Annotated in this window: 18 protein-coding genes and 2 pseudogenes; 8 read left to right on the top strand and 12 right to left on the bottom strand. The window is 60.7% G+C overall.

The window, feature by feature from the left end; all coding sequences use genetic code 11:
- The first annotated feature begins 5 nt into the window (after nt 1-5).
- The 7 genes from T8A63_RS11885 to T8A63_RS11855 all read left to right on the top strand — a co-directional run bounded on the left by T8A63_RS11885 (nt 6) and on the right by T8A63_RS11855 (nt 3,881).
- Nucleotides 6-737, top strand: coding sequence for a sulfite exporter TauE/SafE family protein (locus T8A63_RS11885; protein ID WP_322343921.1), 732 nt, complete (start codon nt 6-8; stop codon nt 735-737).
- A gap of 18 nt (nt 738-755) precedes the next feature.
- Nucleotides 756-1,109: an Mth938-like domain-containing protein gene (locus T8A63_RS11880; RefSeq protein ID WP_120350764.1), complete on the top strand. Its 354-nt coding sequence runs from the start codon at nt 756-758 to the stop codon at nt 1,107-1,109.
- Nucleotides 1,110-1,128: 19 nt separating this feature from the next.
- Nucleotides 1,129-1,740, top strand: a complete 612-nt coding sequence (gene ccmA, locus T8A63_RS11875; RefSeq protein WP_322343920.1) for a heme ABC exporter ATP-binding protein CcmA — start codon at nt 1,129-1,131, stop codon at nt 1,738-1,740.
- Nucleotides 1,737-2,393 carry a heme exporter protein CcmB gene (gene ccmB / locus T8A63_RS11870; RefSeq protein ID WP_322343919.1) on the top strand — a complete coding sequence of 219 codons (657 nt, stop codon included), beginning with the start codon at nt 1,737-1,739 and terminating at the stop codon, nt 2,391-2,393. Before ccmA ends, ccmB begins: the two co-directional genes overlap by 4 nt.
- 66 nt (nt 2,394-2,459) lie before the next feature.
- On the top strand, nt 2,460-3,194 hold the full coding sequence (locus T8A63_RS11865; RefSeq protein WP_093925839.1) for a heme ABC transporter permease: 735 nt from the start codon (nt 2,460-2,462) through the stop codon (nt 3,192-3,194).
- Entirely contained in the window at nt 3,194-3,349 is a 156-nt protein-coding gene (ccmD, locus tag T8A63_RS11860; protein WP_067627937.1) for a heme exporter protein CcmD, read from the top strand. The genes T8A63_RS11865 and ccmD overlap by 1 nt, the downstream gene beginning before the upstream one ends.
- 13 nt (nt 3,350-3,362) lie before the next feature.
- Nucleotides 3,363-3,881 carry a DsbE family thiol:disulfide interchange protein gene (locus T8A63_RS11855; protein WP_322345715.1) on the top strand — a complete coding sequence of 173 codons (519 nt, stop codon included), beginning with the start codon at nt 3,363-3,365 and terminating at the stop codon, nt 3,879-3,881.
- On the opposite strand, the gene T8A63_RS11850 is transcribed toward T8A63_RS11855, so the two are convergent.
- The 3 genes from T8A63_RS11850 to acnA form a co-directional block, all read right to left on the bottom strand.
- Nucleotides 3,871-4,461: an NAD(P)H-dependent oxidoreductase gene (locus tag T8A63_RS11850; RefSeq protein ID WP_322343918.1), complete on the bottom strand. Its 591-nt coding sequence runs from the start codon at nt 4,459-4,461 to the stop codon at nt 3,871-3,873. The two genes, T8A63_RS11855 and T8A63_RS11850, sit on opposite strands and share 11 nt — an antisense overlap.
- 63 nt (nt 4,462-4,524) lie before the next feature.
- A complete protein-coding gene (locus T8A63_RS11845; protein ID WP_132443672.1) occupies nt 4,525-5,337 on the bottom strand; it encodes a hypothetical protein in 813 nt (270 codons plus the stop codon).
- Between the two features lie 145 nt (nt 5,338-5,482).
- A complete protein-coding gene (acnA, locus tag T8A63_RS11840) occupies nt 5,483-8,257 on the bottom strand; it encodes an aconitate hydratase AcnA (protein WP_322343917.1) in 2,775 nt (924 codons plus the stop codon).
- A gap of 251 nt (nt 8,258-8,508) precedes the next feature.
- On the opposite strand from acnA, the gene T8A63_RS11835 reads away from it, so the two are divergent.
- The gene (locus T8A63_RS11835; protein WP_322343916.1) at nt 8,509-9,222 is read left to right on the top strand and encodes a DUF1223 domain-containing protein; all 714 of its coding nucleotides are present in this window, start codon (nt 8,509-8,511) and stop codon (nt 9,220-9,222) included.
- 11 nt (nt 9,223-9,233) lie between these two features.
- Here the strand turns inward: T8A63_RS11835 and T8A63_RS11830 are convergent, their stop codons facing one another.
- From T8A63_RS11830 to T8A63_RS11790, 9 genes and pseudogenes are all read right to left on the bottom strand, one after another.
- Nucleotides 9,234-10,142 carry a lysophospholipid acyltransferase family protein gene (locus T8A63_RS11830; RefSeq protein WP_322343915.1) on the bottom strand — a complete coding sequence of 303 codons (909 nt, stop codon included), beginning with the start codon at nt 10,140-10,142 and terminating at the stop codon, nt 9,234-9,236.
- 179 nt (nt 10,143-10,321) lie between these two features.
- Nucleotides 10,322-10,480: a hypothetical protein gene (locus tag T8A63_RS11825; protein WP_162931827.1), complete on the bottom strand. Its 159-nt coding sequence runs from the start codon at nt 10,478-10,480 to the stop codon at nt 10,322-10,324.
- 74 nt (nt 10,481-10,554) lie between these two features.
- Nucleotides 10,555-11,859, bottom strand: coding sequence for an adenylosuccinate lyase (gene purB / locus T8A63_RS11820; protein ID WP_322343914.1), 1,305 nt, complete (start codon nt 11,857-11,859; stop codon nt 10,555-10,557).
- 342 nt (nt 11,860-12,201) lie between these two features.
- Nucleotides 12,202-13,576 (bottom strand): annotated as a pseudogene (locus T8A63_RS11815) (IS256 family transposase).
- A 63-nt stretch (nt 13,577-13,639) separates the two neighbouring features.
- Nucleotides 13,640-14,282 (bottom strand): annotated as a pseudogene (locus T8A63_RS11810) (IS5 family transposase); the annotation flags it as partial.
- 87 nt (nt 14,283-14,369) lie between these two features.
- Nucleotides 14,370-14,750, bottom strand: a complete 381-nt coding sequence (locus tag T8A63_RS11805; RefSeq protein ID WP_322343913.1) for a hypothetical protein — start codon at nt 14,748-14,750, stop codon at nt 14,370-14,372.
- Between the two features lie 38 nt (nt 14,751-14,788).
- Nucleotides 14,789-15,655, bottom strand: a complete 867-nt coding sequence (locus T8A63_RS11800; RefSeq protein ID WP_322343912.1) for an NAD(P)/FAD-dependent oxidoreductase — start codon at nt 15,653-15,655, stop codon at nt 14,789-14,791.
- A 45-nt stretch (nt 15,656-15,700) separates the two neighbouring features.
- The gene (locus T8A63_RS11795; RefSeq protein WP_322343911.1) at nt 15,701-17,113 is read right to left on the bottom strand and encodes an NADH-quinone oxidoreductase subunit N; all 1,413 of its coding nucleotides are present in this window, start codon (nt 17,111-17,113) and stop codon (nt 15,701-15,703) included.
- A 3-nt stretch (nt 17,114-17,116) separates the two neighbouring features.
- Nucleotides 17,117-18,604 (bottom strand): NADH-quinone oxidoreductase subunit M, encoded by a 1,488-nt coding sequence (locus tag T8A63_RS11790; RefSeq protein WP_322343910.1) that lies wholly within the window; start codon nt 18,602-18,604, stop codon nt 17,117-17,119.

The following is an 18,604-nucleotide window of genomic DNA, read 5'->3' as shown; positions in this document are numbered from 1 at the left end:
AGGCCATGGCCACCCCCGGGGTGGCTTGGCTTGCGCTGGCCGTGATCGTGGCGGGGCTGGTCCGCGGCTTTGCGGGATTTGGCTCTGCCATGATTATCATGCCGGCGGCGGCCTCCGTGCTTTCTCCGGTCGAAGCGATCCTGTTCATGACCGCTGCCGAGTTGATCGGCCCCCTGCCAAACCTCCCCGATGCCCTGCGCGAAGGTGCCCCCCGTGAAGTGGGGCGGTTGTTGCTGGGGGTGTTGATCGGGATGCCGCTGGGCCTGTGGGGGCTATCGCTCATGTCGCCCGAGGGCTTTGGCTGGATTGTCTCCGGCGTGGTTCTGGGACTTCTTGTGCTGCTGCTTGCGGGCTGGCGCTATCATGGGCCGCTGAGCGCGAAGCTGGTGACGGCAACTGGCGCTTTGGGCGGCTTCATGACCGGTTTTGCGGGCATCGCCGGGCCGCCGGTGATCCTGCTCTATATGGCCAGCCGGCGGCCCGCTGCGGTGATCCGTGCCAATTTCCTGCTCTATCTTCTGGGGCTCGACCTGATGCTTTTTGCGATGCTGGCAGCGACGGGGCAGGTGGTCTGGCCGGTGCTGATGCTGGGCCTCTTGGCCGGGGTGCCGAATGTCATCGCCAATATCGTCGGGGCGCGGCTATTTGATCCGGGCCGAGAGCGGCTTTTTCGCGCGGTGGCCTATATCGTCATCGCCGCATCGGCTATCCTTAGCCTGCCGCTGTGGAATACCTGAGCCTGAGAGGGACATGACATGCGATTGAACGAGATCACCTATACCGACGCCAAACCGATCGACGGCTATGGCCCCGGCTTTTTCCGCATTGGCGGAGAGGTTGTGCAAGGGCCGCAAGTGATCGGCCCCGACGGCATCACAGGCTGGGGCGGTCTGGCTGATCCCGCGCCGGTGTTGGCGCTGGCGGGCAAGGTCGATGTGGTCTTCCTCGGCACCGGGCCGGACGTGGCGCATATCCCCGACGACCTCCGTGAAACGCTGGAGGAGGCGGGTCTGGGGGTCGAGGTCATGTCGTCCCCCGCCGCTTGCCGGACCTACAACATCTTGCTGAGCGAGGGGCGGCGCATCGCACTGGCCCTCTTGCCGGTCTGAAGGCGGAGCGGCGACGCCGGTGCAAATAAGCGATCTCAGTGTGGCGCGGGGCGGGGTGCCGGTGCTTTCGGGCGTATCCTTTGCTCTGGAGGCGGGGGAGGCCTTGGTGCTGCGCGGCCCTAATGGCGCGGGCAAAACGACGCTGCTGCGCTGCATCGCTGGGCTGCAAGCGCCGCTCACGGGGCAGATCGAGGGGGCGGAGGACCGTGTCGCCTATGCCGCCCATGCGGATGGGCTGAAATCCATGCTGACCGTGCGCGAGAACCTGAGCTTTTGGGCGCAAGTCTTTGGAAATGTTGATATTGCGCAGGCGCTTGATAGTTATGCGCTGCGGCCGCTTGCAGATCGTTTGGCAGGTACGCTCTCTGCCGGGCAAAAGCGGCGACTGGGGCTGGCGCGGCTGTTGGTCACCGGGCGGCCGATTTGGGTGTTGGATGAGCCGACGGTTTCGCTCGATGCGGATGCTGTCGCGCTCTTCGGCAGCGTTCTGCGCCGGCATCTCGCGGCGGGGGGATCGGCGCTGATGGCCACGCATATTGATCTGGGGGTCGATGCCCGTGTGCTTGATATCAGCACCTTTCGCGCGGCCCCCGATGCCGATCTCGGCGCCAGCGACGCGGCGTTTCTATGAAGGCGCTGTTGCTACGGGATCTCCGGCTGGCGCTGCGCGCGGGCGGAGGCTTTGGCCTTGGGCTGGCGTTTTTCCTGATCGTGACGATGCTGGTGCCCTTTAGCGTTGGGCCAGAGGCCACGCTGCTCAAGGCGATTGCCCCCGGTGTGCTTTGGCTCGGCGCGCTGTTGGCCTGCTTATTGTCGCTCGACCGTTTGCTGGCGCTCGACCTTGAAGATGGCTCTCTCGAACTGCTGCTCACCGCACCTTTGCCCCTCGAAGGGGCGCTGGCGATCAAGGCTTTGGCGCATTGGCTGACCACAGGTCTGCCGTTGGTGCTGGCGGCGCCTTTCCTTGGGGTGATGCTGCAACTCGCGGCGCCCGGTCATCTGTGGCTGCTCGCGTCGCTCGCACTCGGCACCCCCGCGCTGTCGGTGATCGGCATGTTCGGCGCGGCGCTGACGGTTGGGATCAAACGCGGTGGTCTGCTGCTGTCACTGCTTGTACTGCCGCTTTATATCCCGACGCTGATTTTCGGGGCCGAGGTTGCGCGGCGTGGCAGCGCGGGGCTGGATGCCACGACGCCGCTTTTGATGCTGGCGGGGCTGACGCTGGCCGTGGTGGCGTTGATGCCATTTGCCGCAGCGGCGGTGCTTCGGATGGGGTTGCGATGACCCAAGAAATCGTGCCCCAAGTATTTGTGCATTGAGCACCACCCACCCGCGCGATAGGTAGTCCGCATGTCCCTTTGGCAATACGCAAACCCGGTCAAATTCCTTGCGCTTTCAGAGCGTGTGCAACCTGTGCTTTGGGCGCTGGCGGCAGTCTTTGTAAGCGTTGGCCTGCTTTGGGGGTTCTTCGGCACGCCCGATGACGCGCGCCAAGGTAGCACGGTCAAGATCATCTATCTGCACGTGCCAGCCGCCCTGATGGCGATCAACGCATGGTTTATGATGCTGGTCGCCTCGCTGATCTGGCTGATCCGTCGGCACCACGTCAGCGCGCTGGCGGCCAAGGCCGCGGCCCCCGTGGGGCTGGTCATGACGCTAATTGCGCTGGTGACCGGGGCGATCTGGGGCCAGCCGATGTGGGGAACATGGTGGGCGTGGGATCCGCGGCTAACGTCGTTCCTGATCCTGTTCCTGTTCTATCTGGGCTATATCGCGCTGTGGCAGGCGGTCGAAGACCCGGATACCGCCGCCGATCTTACTTCGGTGCTCTGCCTCGTTGGCTCGGTCTTCGCGGTGCTATCGCGCTATGCGGTGCAGTTTTGGAACCAAGGGCTGCATCAGGGCACGTCGATCCCCGTGGCCACGGGCAACCGCAGCGTGGCGGATGTGTTTTTCTATCCTTTGGTGCTTGCGATGATCGGCTTCGGCCTGCTGTTTTTGGCACTGGTGGTTTACCGCACGGGCACCGAAATTCGCCTGCGCCGTACGGCGGCGCTGCGAGCGCGGATGAACAGGGGGGCGTGATGCCGGAACTTGGAAAATATGCGGCCGAGGTGCTCTCGGCCTATGGTGTGTCGCTGCTGCTGTTGGCCGCATTGGTGGGGCTGACCCTGCTGCGGGGCCGGGCGGCACGCCGCGCTTTAGAAGAGGTCGAAGCGGAGGCCGGACGCCGTGGCTAGGTTCTCTCCCATGATGATCGCCCCGCCGCTGATTTTCGCGGCCTTCGTGGCACTGGCAGCGGTCGGCATGTACCGCGATGACCCCGAGGGGCTGCCCTCTACGTTGGTCGGGCAACAAGCACCCGCCATGCCCGAGGCCGCGCTGCCCGGCTATCCGCAGGCCACCGACGACATGCTGCGGGGGGGGGAGGTGAGCCTTGTGAATTTCTGGGCAAGCTGGTGCCCGCCCTGCCGTGCTGAGCATCCCAAGTTGCTGGATTTGCAGGCCGAGGGGATGAACATCATCGGCGTGAACTTCAAAGATACCGAGAAGAACGCCAGCGCCTATCTGGAAGACGAAAAAAGCCCCTTTGCCGGGGTTGGGTTCGACCCCCAAGGGCGGGTGGCGATTGATTGGGGTGTCACCGCCCCGCCAGAGACATTCATCGTTGGCGGGGACGGCACGGTGCTGTTCCGCTTTGCCGGGCCGCTGGTCGGCAGCGATTACGAACAGCGGTTTCTCCCGGCATTGCAAGACGCGCTTAGCCGCTGATCTTGCCTGCGAATTCGACCAGACGTTTGGCTTGGAAGGCGACGGATTTCTTGCCGGTTTCATCCAGCGGGCCGGGTTCGCAGGAATAGCCGTAGGGGTTGCCGCCGTCTTCAAACTTCACCCCATCGGCATAGCCCGGCGGCACGATGATCGCGCCCCAGTGCATGGCGGTGACATAGATCGACTGGATCGTGGTTTCTTGGCCCCCGTGGGGATTCTGCGCAGAAGTGGTCGCGGTGACCGCTTTATTGGCCAGCGCGCCTGATTGCCACTGTGGCCCCAGCGTGTCGATGAAGGCGCGGAACTGGCTGGCGGCGACGCCAAAGCGCGTCGGGACAGAGATGAAATAGCCATCGGCCCATTCCATGTCTTCGGGCTTGGCCTCGGGGATGTCTTTCATCTTGTCCAACTGTTCGCGCCACGCATCTTGTCCGTCGACAACGGCTCTTGGGGCGGTTTCGGTGCAGCGGCGGAGGCGGACCTCGGCGCCGGCTTCTTCGGCGGCGCGGGCGGCTTCCTCAGCAATGGCGTGGTTTGTGCCATAGGTGGAATAGAAAAGAACGGTGATTTTCGGGCTCATGAGGTGTCCTTTCGCTTGGGTGCGTCCAGACCAACGGCTGGGGGGGTGTTCTGTTCCTCGCGCTCAAAGCGAATACTGCCGCGCCCAGTCTCGCAGTCGGGCGATGAACTGCGCATCGGTCAGTTGATCCAAGGTGCCCTCAGGCGCGGTGAAGTCGGGCAGCGGCTCTAGTGCGATGCGCAGGCGGCGCATCTGTTCGGGGTAGGGTGCGACCCGCTGGGCCATCTCGACCATCGCCGCGGGCACGCGGCGGGCAGGGTGTTCGGCACTGTAGTAGAGCGCGAATTGCATCGCGTTGAGGTTCGACACCAGATCGGCAAGCTCAGGCAGGATGATGGTGTTCATCTCGTTGCTATCGGCTGCAAACATGGACGCTTTGGTCAGCAGCCCGCGCGCTTGGGCCACGGTGGTGGTGGTCGACAGCACAAAGCTGACCGACAGCGTGAGGATCACCATACCGTTGACCCCGGCAAGGACCGACAGCACCAGCCAAAAGGGGTTTTCGGTCTGAAACGGCCCGCCGCCGAGGGTTGAGAGCAGATGGCCGACGAATGCGAAATCGCGCAGAAAGCCCGCCGGGCGTTCGCTTTCGGTCATCACCACGGCCTCGCGGCTTATCTGAAAGACCAAGGTCCAGCCAAGCGAGACGAGTATGATCCATGTCACCGCAATGGCTGTCATCACCACCGGGCCAGAGAGGCGGTGGCGGGCGTTGCCCTCTGGCATGATTTTGGAAAAGACGAAGAACGCCGCCCGTGCAACCCGCTCCGACAGGGGCGCGACAGGGGCGGCACCGATGGCGGTATAGAGAAAGTCCAGCAGCACGATAGCTAGGATCAGCGCGCCCAAAGCGCCAAGCGCGTAACCTGCTATCATTGCTTTGCCTTCCCCGCACGCGATCGTCTTACAGGGGCAACCCGTGATCGGCAGGCAGGTTCCCGCGCAGGGGCTTGGGGCAAAAAGAAAAGGAGCGGCCCGCTGGGGGCCGCTCCTTGGATCAGTTCGCGAGGGCGATTGGCGCTTAGGCCGATTTCGCCAAGTTGCGCAGCACGTAGTGCAGCACGCCGCCGTGTTCGATGTATTCGATCTCAATCGCGGTATCGATGCGGCACTTCAGCGTGATCTCTTTGGTGCTGCCATCGGCCATTGTGATCGTGCAGGGCACTTCCTGCAGCGGCTTGATCGTGTCCAACCCGCTGATCGACACGGTTTCCTCGCCGGTCAGGCCCAGCGATTTGCGGGTGTCGCCGCCGGTGAACTCAAACGGGATGACGCCCATGCCGACGAGGTTGGAGCGGTGGATACGCTCAAAGCTCTCGGCGATCACGGCCTTCACACCCAGCAGGGCAGTGCCTTTGGCAGCCCAGTCACGCGAAGAACCCGCGCCGTACTGTTCGCCACCGAAGATCACGAGCGGTGTGCCGTTCTCCTGATGCGCCATGGCGGCATCAAAGATCGAGGTCTGCGCGCCATCGGGGCCTTTGGTATAACCGCCCTCAACGCCGTCCAGCATCTCGTTCTTGATGCGGATGTTGGCGAAGGTGCCGCGCATCATGACTTCGTGGTTACCACGACGCGAACCGTAGGAGTTGAACTCCCGTACCGGCACCTGACGCTCTGTCAGGTACTGACCCGCAGGGGTGGTTTCTTTGAAAGAACCAGCCGGCGAGATGTGGTCGGTGGTGATCATGTCACCCAGCACCGCCAGCACTTTCGCGCCGTCGATGTTGGAGATCACGCCCGGCTCTGGCGACATGCCTTGGAAGTAGGGCGGGTTTTGCACGTAGGTCGAGGTCGGCGGCCAGTCGTAGGTCTTGCTGTCCGTGGTTTCGACCGACTGCCACTTTTCGTCGCCTTTGAAGACATCGGCATATTTCTCTTGGAAGGCTTCGCGCGTCACGGTCTGTTCGACCAGTTCAGCGACTTCCTGCGTCAAGGGCCAGATGTCTTTGAGGTAAACGTCATTGCCGTTCTTGTCCTGACCCAGCGGGCTGTTTGTTAGGTCGTGGTTCATGTCACCCACCAGCGCATAGGCCACCACGAGGGGCGGGGAGGCGAGGTAGTTGGCACGCACGTCAGGACTGATGCGGCCTTCGAAGTTACGGTTGCCTGAGAGGACCGAGGTGCCGATCAGGTCATAGTCGTTGATCGCCTTGCTGATCGGTGCTTCCAGCGGGCCGGAGTTCCCGATGCAGGTGGTGCAGCCGTAGCCCACTAGGTTGAAGCCGATCGCATCGAGGTCTTCTTGCAGGCCAGCGGCCTCAAGATAATGCGACACGACCTGCGAGCCCGGCGCCAGCGATGTCTTGACCCAAGGCTTGCGGGTGAGGCCCAGTTCACGCGCTTTGCGTGCCACGAGGCCCGCGCCGATCATGACATAGGGGTTCGAGGTGTTGGTGCAGGACGTGATCGAGGCAATCACGATGGAGCCGTCATGCAGCTGGTAGTTGCCATCCTCGGTGGCGACAAAACCGCGGTTGTGATGACCTTCGTCACCGGGGATGTCCTGCGGTTCGGGCTGGCCGCCTTCGCCTTCCCAACGGATTTCCGAATTGGCCGAGGTGTCTTTGCCTTCGCGGATGCCTTTGACGTAGTCGGCGAATGCAGTGTGCGCACTGTCGAGAGCGATGTAATCCTGCGGGCGTTTCGGGCCCGAGATTGCAGGCACGATGGTGCCCATGTCGAGCGAGAGCGTGTCGGTGTAGACCGGCGCATAGTTCGCATCGCGCCACATGCCGTTCTCTTGGGCATAGGCTTTGACCAGCGCCACACGATCCTTGTCGCGGCCTGTGTTGGTCAGGTAACGCAGGGTCTCATCGTCGATCGGGAAGAAACCGCAGGTGGCACCGTATTCGGGGGCCATGTTGGCGATGGTCGCGCGGTCTGCCAGCGGCAGGTGATCCAAACCTTCGCCGTAGAACTCGACGAATTTGCTGACCACGCCTTTTTCGCGCAGCATTTCCACGACTTTCAGCACGAGGTCGGTGCCGGTGGTGCCTTCCATCATGCGGCCTGTCAGCTCAAAGCCGATGACTTCGGGGATCAGCATGGAGATCGGCTGGCCCAGCATCGCGGCTTCGGCTTCGATCCCGCCAACGCCCCAGCCCAGAACGGCAGCGCCGTTGACCATGGTGGTGTGGCTGTCGGTGCCGACGAGCGTATCGGGGTAGGCGACTTCCTCACCGTTTTGGTCCTTATCGGTCCAGACGGTCTGGCTGAGATACTCAAGGTTCACCTGGTGGCAGATGCCGGTGCCGGGGGGCACAACGCGGAAGTTATTAAACGCCTTTTGGCCCCACTTGAGGAAGGTGTAACGCTCGATGTTGCGCTCATATTCGCGGTCGACGTTCATCTGGAACGCGCGCGGGTTGCCGAATTCGTCGATCATGACGGAGTGGTCGATCACGAGGTCGACGGGGTTCAGCGGGTTGATCTTATCCGCGTCGCCGCCAAGCGCCACCAGACCGTCGCGCATCGCGGCGAGGTCAACGACGGCTGGAACACCGGTGAAATCCTGCATCAGCACGCGGGCCGGACGGTAGGTGATTTCGCGGGGGTTTTTTCCGCCTTTGGTCGCCCATTCGGCAAATGCCTTGATGTCGTCCTGAGTGACGGTCTTGCCGTCCTCGAAACGCAGCATGTTTTCCAGAACGACTTTCAGCGCCGCTGGCAATTTGGAGAAATCGCCCAAGCCCGCAGCCTCGGCGGCGGGGATGGAATAGTAGGCGATGTTCTGGCTGCCAACGGAGAGTGTCTTGCGTGTCTTGGCACTGTCGTGACCGACTTGGATTGTCATGGCGGGCTCCCTTCGGGGTCTGATGGGTGGCTAGATTGTCGTCTCAATGCCACTACGGGCGCGGCGGTTCAACTGTTATCAGGTGGTTTCGCGCGAATTTGTATACCATTGTGTACCGAGATTAAAGGGGGCAGTCTGCGCAAAGCCCTCTGTGGGCGCTAACGGGCGTCTCAACAAAGGTTGATTGGTGTTTCACCCGCCAAGCCGTTAGACCAATGCCATCACCGCGATATTGATCCGTCTGGAATTTTATGAAGCCCCTGATTTATCCCGTTCTCGCCGCGTTTTCGCTGCTGGCCGCCCCGTTGCAGGCCGAGCAGGATCAGCCTGTGGTGGTCGAACTCTTTACCTCTCAGGGCTGTTCCTCTTGTCCCGCCGCCGATGAAATGCTCGCCGAATTGGCCGATCGGGAGGACATTATCGCCTTGGCGCTGCACGTGGATTACTGGGATTATATCGGTTGGGAAGACCCCTTTGGCGACCCGGCCCATGCCGAGCGACAGCGCGGCTATGCCGCCGTGGGCGGGCGGCGCAGTGTTTACACGCCCGAGTTTATCGTGCAGGGTCAGACCGATATCGTGGGCGCCAAACCGATGAAGCTGATGGACGCGGTGGAGCGGCACGCCGAGGCCGCGCCTCAGGTGGCGCTGACGCTCACGCGGTCGGGTGAGACAGTTGATATCACGGCGAAACCCCTGACCGACGCCGCTGCGGGGCCGATGCATGTCCATATGTTGCGCTATTCGCCGATGGAGCGGACCAAGGTCACCCGCGGCGAGAATGCAGGCCATGTCATGGAGCACAGCAATGTCGTGCGGGGCTGGCAGGTTTTGGCGGATTGGGACGGGTCAGCGCCGCTGTCGCTGACAGCAAAAACCAAAGGCGATCAGCCCGTTGTGGTGATTGTTCAACGCCAAGAGCAGGGTGGTCCGGGCGCGATTCTCGCAGCAGCGCGCATCAAGTAGGCACGCAAAGATTAGGTTTCGTGCGGGCGCCAGCGGCGGTGCACCCAGAACCATTGCTCTGGCGTTTTGGTGACCTGCACGGTCAGGCTGTCGTTCAGCGCCTGCGTCATGGTCATCGGATCGCTATGTGGCACCGGCGCTTCAAGCACCACGTCAAAGCTGACCCCATCGTCTTGGCGAATGCCGTAGAACGGGATCAACAGCGCGTCATAGCGCAGCGCCAGCTCTGCCGCCGAGATCGCGGTGCGGGCAGGTTTGCCGATAAAGTCGAGGATCGGCGCGCGGATCACATGCTGATCAAACAGCAGCACCAGCCGACCGCCCTGTTTCAGATGCCGCACGAACCCCGCCGTGCCGCGCCGCCCTTGCGGAAATACTGGTCCACCGAAGGCTTCGAGCGTTTTGACGTAATGGGCGTTGAAATAAGGGTTCTTCATCTCGCGGTAGAGCCCGCCGATGTCATAGCCCCGCGCCACGAGGGACGCCCGCGCCGCTTCGTAATTGCCGTAATGCCCGGTCACCAAGATCACCGGCTGGCCACTGCGGTTGGCCTCCTCCAGCGCCGCCATGCCGGGGCCCCGCGGCTCGGCATCGGCCATGCGTTTGGGGAAATCATCGGCCGAGTAATTCTCGATGAAAGACCGGCCAAGGTTGTTGAGACAGCGCGTGGCGATTTCTTCGCGACGGGCGAGCGGCATCTCGGGCCAGACATGTTCCAGATTATCAAGCGCGCGGCGGCGGTAGCCCGCCAGCGGGGCCAAGACATGCTGCACCAAGCTGCCGACAAAGCTGAGCCGCGCCTTATAGGGCAGGGCCAAAGCCGTGCGAATGATCCCGACGATCAGCAGATTGCTCAGGTAATGGCGCGCCCGGCGACCGAAGGGATAGGGATTTTTGACTTGGGGGGCTTGGTCCGACATGGGCTCTGACAGGCTGTTAAAGTTTTCCTGACATAGCCTGCGCCGCCCCGCGCAACAAGCCATGCCGGGCGTCATAGGCCGGGGTCAGCCGTCGAAGGCCCGCGCGGTCGCAGCCGCGGGGGCCGCCAGGGCGCGGCCCTCTGATCCAGCAATGAGAAACCCTGCCGCCGTTGAAAACCTCAGGCGGTGGCGTCTGGCACGCAGGTGCCGCTGCTGATGTCGAGTTTCATTCCCTCGGCGCAGGTCATGACCTGTTTGTCATGAACGCAGCCCGATGCAAGGGCGAGGGAGGGGGCCGTGAGCGCCATGAGGGCGCCGAGTGTCAGTGCGAGTTTCATGTCGTTTGCTCCTTTGACAGGCGCAGACAGGGTACACCCGTCCGCGCCAATCTCAAAGCATTACGATGATCGCATCACGCGCCGAAGACGCGCTTGAAGATCGTGTCGACATGTTTGGTGTGATAGCCCATGTCGAATTTCTCGTTAATGCCATCTTCGCCCAAGGCCGCGACGACCTCTTCATCGGCGAGCAGCAATTCGCGGAAATCAAGGCGTTCTTCCCAGACTTTCAGCGCGTTGCGCTGCACCATGGAATAGGCGTCTTCGCGGCTTACGCCAGCTTGGGTCAGAGCCAGAAGCACCCGCTGGCTCATCACCAGACCGGGGAATTTGTTCATGTTCTCCAGCATGTTCTCGGGGAAGACGAGCATTTTGTCGATCACCCCTGCCAAACGGTGCAGGGCAAAGTCCAGCGTGACAGTCGCGTCAGGCCCGATGCCACGCTCGACGGATGAATGCGAGATATCGCGCTCATGCCAAAGTGCTACGTTCTCCATCGCCGGAACCACGGCCATGCGCACCAGACGGGCAAGCCCGGTGAGGTTCTCGGTCAGCACGGGGTTCTTTTTATGCGGCATGGCCGAAGAACCTTTTTGCCCCATGGAGAAGAATTCCGCCCCTTCGAGCACCTCGGTGCGCTGCATGTGGCGGATTTCAGTCGCCACGTTTTCGATGCTGCTGGCGATAACGCCGAGCGTGGCAAAGAACATCGCATGACGGTCGCGCGGGATGACTTGGGTCGAGATCGGCTCGGGGTTGAGGCCCAGTTTCTCGCAGACATGCTCTTCGACGCGGGGGTCGATATTGGCGAAAGTGCCGACAGCGCCCGAGATCGCGCCGGTGGCGATTTCCTCACGCGCGGCGACGAGGCGGGCGCGGTTGCGGTCCATCTCGGCGTAGAAGCGGGCAAAGGTCAGGCCCATGGTTGTCGGCTCGGCGTGGATGCCGTGGCTGCGGCCCACGCGGACGGTGTCCTTATGCTCAAGCGCGCGTTTCTTCAGCGCGGCCAGCAGCTTGTCCATGCCGTCCAGCAGCAGATCAGCGGCGCGGGTCAGCTGTACGTTGAAACAGGTGTCGAGCACGTCCGAGGAGGTCATGCCCTGATGCACAAAACGCGCCTCATCGCTGCCGACATGTTCGGCCAAGTGGGTCAGGAAGGCGATGACGTCATGTTTGGTGACGGCCTCAATCTCGTCGATGCGGGCCACGTCGAATTCAACGTCTTTGGCTTTCCACACGGCGTCGGCATTCTCGCGCGGGATGGTGCCCAGATCGGCCATCGCGTCGCAGGCATGGGCTTCGATCTCGAACCAGATGCGGAATTTCGTTTCCGGCGACCAGACGGCAACCATATCGGGACGGGAGTAGCGGGGGATCATGCGCGCACCTTTTTAGGACAGGGGATGGGTCAGGGGCGGCATAGACTGACTTGGGGTTAAGGACAAGTGTGAGGAGGGCGGGTCAGTGTCTGCCCGTGGGGTGGCGATGTTCAGGTGGCTTCGTGCCACTTTATGGTGCAGCCTTGGGGTGACCTACTAGACGCGCACTCAGCCTCATCAAATCGCCAACCCGGTCGCACCAAAGGTGCGCCAGTGTATATCGGCACGCCTCTGGCGTGACGGGCGGACAGACGATGGCCCGGCGCCTGCGGCTTGATTCCGGGGTAGGGAGTGTCATGAACTTTGTGTATCTGGCCTGGCCCATGCGGGTTTTAGATACAGTCACGCATTGAAGCGATCCTCGAACATTATGGCGAAATGATTGCGGGCCGCAGACCATTCTCGAACATTCCGGCCGCCTTTCTCAAAGTTGCGGATCGCCAAGTAGATCAGCTTCGTTGCAGCGTCTTCGGTCGGGAACGATCCCCGCGTCTTGATCGATTTGCGGATTACACGGTTCAAGCTTTCAATCATTGCCCGGCAGGCGCATGCAAAGCATGCTGCCGAGAGGGGGCGTTGGTGGTGTAGATGATCTTCCGGATGGCAGGATCAAAAGCAAAGAACGGGATCACTTCCTGCCAAGCTCTGCGCCAGGCCGGTGCGATGGGGGCATATTTCCCGGCCCATTTTTCCTCGAAGGCATCCAACTCCAAGCCAGCTTGATCGGCTGTAGGGGCGCTGTAAATCCGCCGCAGATCGGCTGCCACCTCCTTGCGATCTTTCCAAGCACAGAAGTTCAGCGAATGGCGCACGAGATGAACAATGCACATTTGCACGGCCGTGTCCGGAAAGGCTGCTGTGATGGCATCCGTTGCCCGGCAGTCGAAACGCAGTTTCGATGAGAGGGAGGGAAGCCCTTGAGACCATCTACGACCGCAATCAGGATGTCTTGCAGCCCACGGTTCTTCAGCTCTGTCATCACCGAGAGCCAAAATTTGGCGCCCTCGTTGTCAGCGATCCAAAGACCGAGAACCTCGCGCACGCCATCCCTGCTGACGCCGAGGGCCACGTAGACGGCTTTGCTCTTGACCATGCGGCTATCCACTGCCCGGCAGGGCATTGCGAAGCAATGTCCCGAGAGGGGCGTCGCGGATCTTGACCCGTAGAGCGTCAAAAATGACGATGGGATACATCCGGTCCAGCGCCCGGGACTGCCATTCCCGAACCTCATCCAGCACCGCATCGGTCACGCGGCTGATCAAGTCTGGCGAAACTTGCAGGCCATAGACGTCCTCAAGATGAGCACGGATGTCGCGGACGGTCAGACCGGCGGCGTAAAGCCCGATAATCTTGTCATCCATCCCATCAATGCGGGTCTGCCCCTTCTTCACCAGTTCAGGCTCGAAGCTGCCGTCTACTACCCGGCAGGCGATTGCAAAGCAATCTGCCGAGAGGGCCGGTCCCGCGGCACAGCGATAGGCAGTTCGCCGTCTTGCCCTTTCAATCTCTTGGCAGATGAGCCGTTGCGACGGTTGGCCTGATCAGACGGGGCATCCTTGCCGTCTTCATAGCCCAGATGTGCCGTCAGCTCAGCACCGAGCATCCGCTCCATCAGCTTGATCTTGAGCTCTTTCATTAGCCCGGCATCGCCAAGCAGGTCTTCAGGCCGCTCGCAGCCCTTCAGTAGTTCGTCCAGCAGTTCCTTGGATATGGTCATCGTCCTTGCTCCTCTCAGGAAGCATGGACCAGTTCGCAGTTACACAAAAGATCGGACACTCTCCTCAATGCGGTTGCGGCGCTTGTAACGACGCTTGTCGTATCTAACGACCTTCTTGCGCGACTTGCGACCAGGGATGCAGGGCCTTGTGCCCCTTTCCGACAAAGCTTCGCGGAACCAATCGGCATCATAACCTCGATCCGCGAGCAACCATTCTGCATTTGGAAAACTGCTCAGCAAAGCCATGGCACCGGTGTAGTCGCTAACCTGGCCAGCGGTGATGAATAAGCGGATCGGACGGCCGCTGGTGTCCGTAACGGCATGTAGCTTTGTGTTCATGCCGCCATTGGTCTGCCCAATCAGGCGTCCACGCCCCCTTTTTTAGCCCCAAGCTTGATGCGGTGCGGTGAGCTTTAAGATAGGTGGCATCGATAGAGATTGTCTTGTTGTCGGGGGCTTCTGCCGCCAATCCTATCATGATCCGGGCAAACACACCAATATCACTCCGACGCTTCCAGCGTTTGTATAATGTCTTAGGTGGACCGTAGGCAGCGGGCGCATCACACCAGCGTAAGCCGTTGCGGTTGATGAATATTATGCCACTCAATATGCGTCTATCATCAACGCGTGGCCGACCTCGGCTCTTTGGGAAATACGGCCGAAGCCGCGCCATCTGCACCTCAGTCAGCCAATAAAGATTGCTCATATTTTTCCCCACTAGTTTGGGGGGATGAATCACGCAGGCATAGCGACTTCAACCAGCTTTATGGGTCCTGAGCCTAAGGCTCTGGCGTTATTGCAACGTACGTGGCGGCGGGATCTCGATCGTGGCGAAAACTCTGTAGGATTTTATGTGCAGCGCTGGGTGGCTGACATCAAAGCGAATCGCCGAAGGTTGCGACAAAGTATAAGGATCGCAGGACGTACTCAGGCAGTGGCCTGCCATTGCTGCACATCCATCGCCACTCATCCCACTGGGAAGGCCACACATCGAAGCCGTGTGAACAGAAGCCATTTCACCGGATGTCAAACCAGCGGGTGCAGCACCCGCAGCATGCGTCATGAGCGAAGACAATGTTATTGTCAGCGCCAGCAGAAAAACCAGAATTGTTTTCCTCGCCTGTGTTATGTCATCCCGTTTAGATAAATCTTCAATGTCTTGAGCAGCTAACACAGCCAATCTCTCCTTAAAAGGCGTTTCCTGATGCAGTTCTACTGGCGCAAAGCGTTATGGATCGCCGTCGCGGCCACCGCACCCTGCCCCATTGCAAAAGCAATCTGATCAAGCCCCTCGACGATATCGCCGATGGCATAAAGACCCGCGACCGAGGTTTCCTGCTGTGCATCAACGATGACACATCCAGTTGCATTGCACTTTGCGCCGATCGATACGGGAAGATCAGAACGCGGGCTGGTGCCGAGGGCCACATAGAGCGTATCGAACCGATGCTGCTGGCCCGACTCCACCTCGACCAGAACTTGAGTGTCTGTCAAAGACAGGCGGCGCATCGGCGACGCTAAAACTCCGATATCATCGGTGGCATGTGGCACGTACCCCTCGGGTGGAATGAGCGTCACATCATCGGAATAACTGCGAATAAAGCGGGCCTCTGCCAGCCCGTGTTCGCCATGCCCCAACACACCGATCTGTTTGCCGCGAACTTCATAAGCGTCACATATCGGGCAATAGCGGATAAGCCCGCGCGACAGACCGAGGTCATGATCCTGTTTTGAAAGTGGCGGGCCATGGTTGATCACGCCGGAGGCCAATATAACGGTCCGTGCAGTGGTGGTGCCATTTGCGGTCGTCACACGGAATGCGCCATCTGTTTTGGAAACCTCCAGCACCTCATCATTGATGATCTCTGCGCCATAAGTTTCAGCATGGGATTGCATCCGTCCAAGCAGGTCCTCGCCCGAAATGCCGTCAGGAAAGGGAGCAAGATTGTGCGTCGTGGGGATTTTCAGCGCCCGTCCTGCGCGCGCATCGAAGACCACGACCTCGCGCAGAAAGCGGGCAAGGTAAAGTGCGGCGGTAAGACCCGCTGGCCCGCCACCGATGATGAGGCAGTCTTTCATTTCGGATATCCTATAAAAACTTGTTAAATTTGCCACATGATGCAGTTATCCGGGCAATAGCTGACTGAGTTGAAAGGCTGTGAACGCGCTTCCGGCCAACACAGCTCCGCCGATCACGAAAATGCCCCCGATCAACACTGCCACCCCACTTGAGCGATCAAGTACAGCGATCTCCTCAGGCGGCGCGTTGAAATATGCGCGGCCCATTACCCGCGCATAGTAGAACAGCGACGCAACGGTATTGGCAGCTGCAACCACCGCGAGCCAAGTATAGCCGCCGTCTACCGTGGTCATGAACAGCGCCAGTTTGCCCAGAAATCCGACTGTTGGCGGAATGCCCACCAGAGACAGGAAAGAGACCACCAGTACTGTCGCCACGAGCGGGCGCCGCTTGGCCAAGCCGTCGTAGTCGGCGATAGCCGTGCGCCCGCGTAGGTATGCCACGACCGCAAAGGCTGCGAGATTGCCTATCGCATAGCTGGCTATGAAGGCCAAAAGGGCGCTCAGCGCATCTGGGCTAAGCCCCAGAACGGTGACGGCCATCAATACGTAGCCTGCCTGTGCCACCGAGGACCAGCCGATTAGCCGACGGATATCATCCTGCCAAAACGCGGCCAGATTGCCCAAGGTCATTGTCGCTGCGGCTAAAATCGCGATCAGCGGGCGCAGGCCAAGAAATTCCGGGGGCACAAGCTGTACGAGGCGGGCCAATGCGATGGCCGCGCCGATCTTGGGCACGACCGTCAGGAATGCGGCTGAAGGGACTGGTGCGCCTTCGGCCACATCGGGCAACCATGCATGCGCGGGTACTGCGCCCAGTTTGAACGCGACGCCGGTTAGGGTTAGCGCAAATCCGACAAAGAGCAGCGGAGAAAACCCAGTGCCGAGCCTTAATGAAGCGGCAATATCTGCGTATCCGGTGTTCCCCAAGAGTCCCAGCATTAAGGTGACCCCGGTAATCAGCAATGCGTTTGCCAGTGCTCCCATGAGGAAATATTTCATGCCAGCTTCGATGGACAGCGCCCAGTCGCGGTGCCACGCGGCCAGCGTGTAGCCGGTGACTGAAGACAGCAGCACCGCGATAGTGAGTTGTAACAGGTCTCCGGCACCGGCCATTGCCATAGCCCCAAGCGCACCAAGCAGGAGGATCGTGTAATATTCTCCATGGCGTGGATCGGTGCGGAACCAGCCCGGTGCCAGCAGAATACAAAAGGCCGTGCCCAGCAGGATCATCAATCGCGCCCAAAGGCTCGCTCCGTCCAGCGCCCAAGTTCCTGAAAAGGTGAACCGGGTTTCCCCCAATTGCCCCAGGACCAAAACAATGGCGACGGCAATGCCTGCAAGGGCGATGAGTGCCGACCCCGCCTGCATCCGGCGGGGCGCAAAGGCCGCAAACAGCAGCGCCAACACTGCCGCCACGATGATCGCGATCTCAGGGGATACGTCGCCGATTGGCACCGGTCAGCTCCCTATTATGGCAGAGGAGGCGCTGCCGATCAGATCAAGCAACCAGCGCGGATAGATGCCGATCAGAATGACCAGCGCCAAGATCGCTGCAAGAATGCTGCCTTCACGTAAGCTGACATCGGCAAACCCCTCGCGCGCTTTTGGCAGGTCACCAAAGAACACCTGTTGCAGCAACCGCAGAAAGAGTGCGGCAGTAATGAGAATGCCCAGCAGACCAATCGCAGCGATCACCGGAAAGACGGCAAAGGTGCCGACAAAGATCTGCACTTCCGCCACAAAACCGGCCAACCCCGGCAACCCGAGGCTGGCAAAAGCCGCAATCACGGCAGCGGTTGTCAAGCGAGGAGCCACTTTGGCCAGCCCGCCGTAAGCATCCATGTCATAGGTCCCACTGCGCGCCCAGAAGCCACCGGCAATCAAGAACAGCGCGCCGGTGATTAACCCGTGCGCTACCATTTCGACCACCGCACCGGTCAAAGCCATTTCGCGCGCACCTTCTGCGCCGTTCAACAAGGCTCCTGCGGCGGCGATGCCCAAGACGGTATAGCCCATATGATTGACCGAAGTATAGGCGATGCGCCGTTTTAGGTCGGTCTGTCCCAAAGCGACAATGGCTCCCCACAGGATAGAAGCGAGTGCCACAATCGCCAGCGGCAATGCATAATCGGCGAAGGTTTCGCGCATCATCTGAAAGGGGATCCGCACGAGCCCATAGGTCCCCATCTTCAGCAAGACGCCAGCGAGGATGGCCGACACCGGCCCCGGTGCCATGACGTGCGCAGGTGGCAACCATGTGTGAACCGGAAACAGGGGGGCCTTGACGGCAAACCCCAGAACGAAGCCCAAAAGGATCAAACCACCCCGCAAATCCATCCCTGCCAATGGCTGCGCAGCAATCAAGGCGCGCATGTCAAATGTGATTGGGTCAACCGTCAACACCAGCCCGATAATCGCCAGCAAAATCGCGAGGGACCCCGCTAATGTATAGATAAAGAACTTGAGCGCCGCACCTTGGGCGTCACCATGGCCCCACCGTCCAATTAGGAAGAACATCCCGACAAGGCTAAGATCAAAGAAGACATAGAAGATCAGTAAATCGAGGACCATGAATAGGCCCAGCGACACCGACTCCAGAAACAGAAACCATGCATAGTAGGCGCGGGGACGTTCAGGGGTCTCCATCGGCCATGCGATGCAAGCGATAAAGAGGACGCCGCTCATCAACGAGAGCGCCAATGACATGCCATCCACGCCCACGCGCCAGAAGACACCGAGCGCGGGTATCCAAGGGGCCTCCGCATAGGCCTGAAAGGCAGGGGCCCCTGAGCTTGTGTCAAACTGGTACCAGACGATTAGAAGCAGCAAGAACGACAATGTCGAGGTTGCGACCGCGATGATGCGGGCAGTGGCATGGCCGAGACTGGGCAGAACGGTCAGAGCCAGGGCGCCCAGCATCGGGATTAGGATGGTGAGTGTCAGCAT

Source organism: Sulfitobacter sp. OXR-159 (assembly GCF_034377145.1).
GTDB lineage: Bacteria > Pseudomonadota > Alphaproteobacteria > Rhodobacterales > Rhodobacteraceae > Sulfitobacter.
The sequence above is the reverse complement of the archived record's forward strand: the minus strand, read 5'-3'. Positions and strand labels throughout refer to the sequence as shown.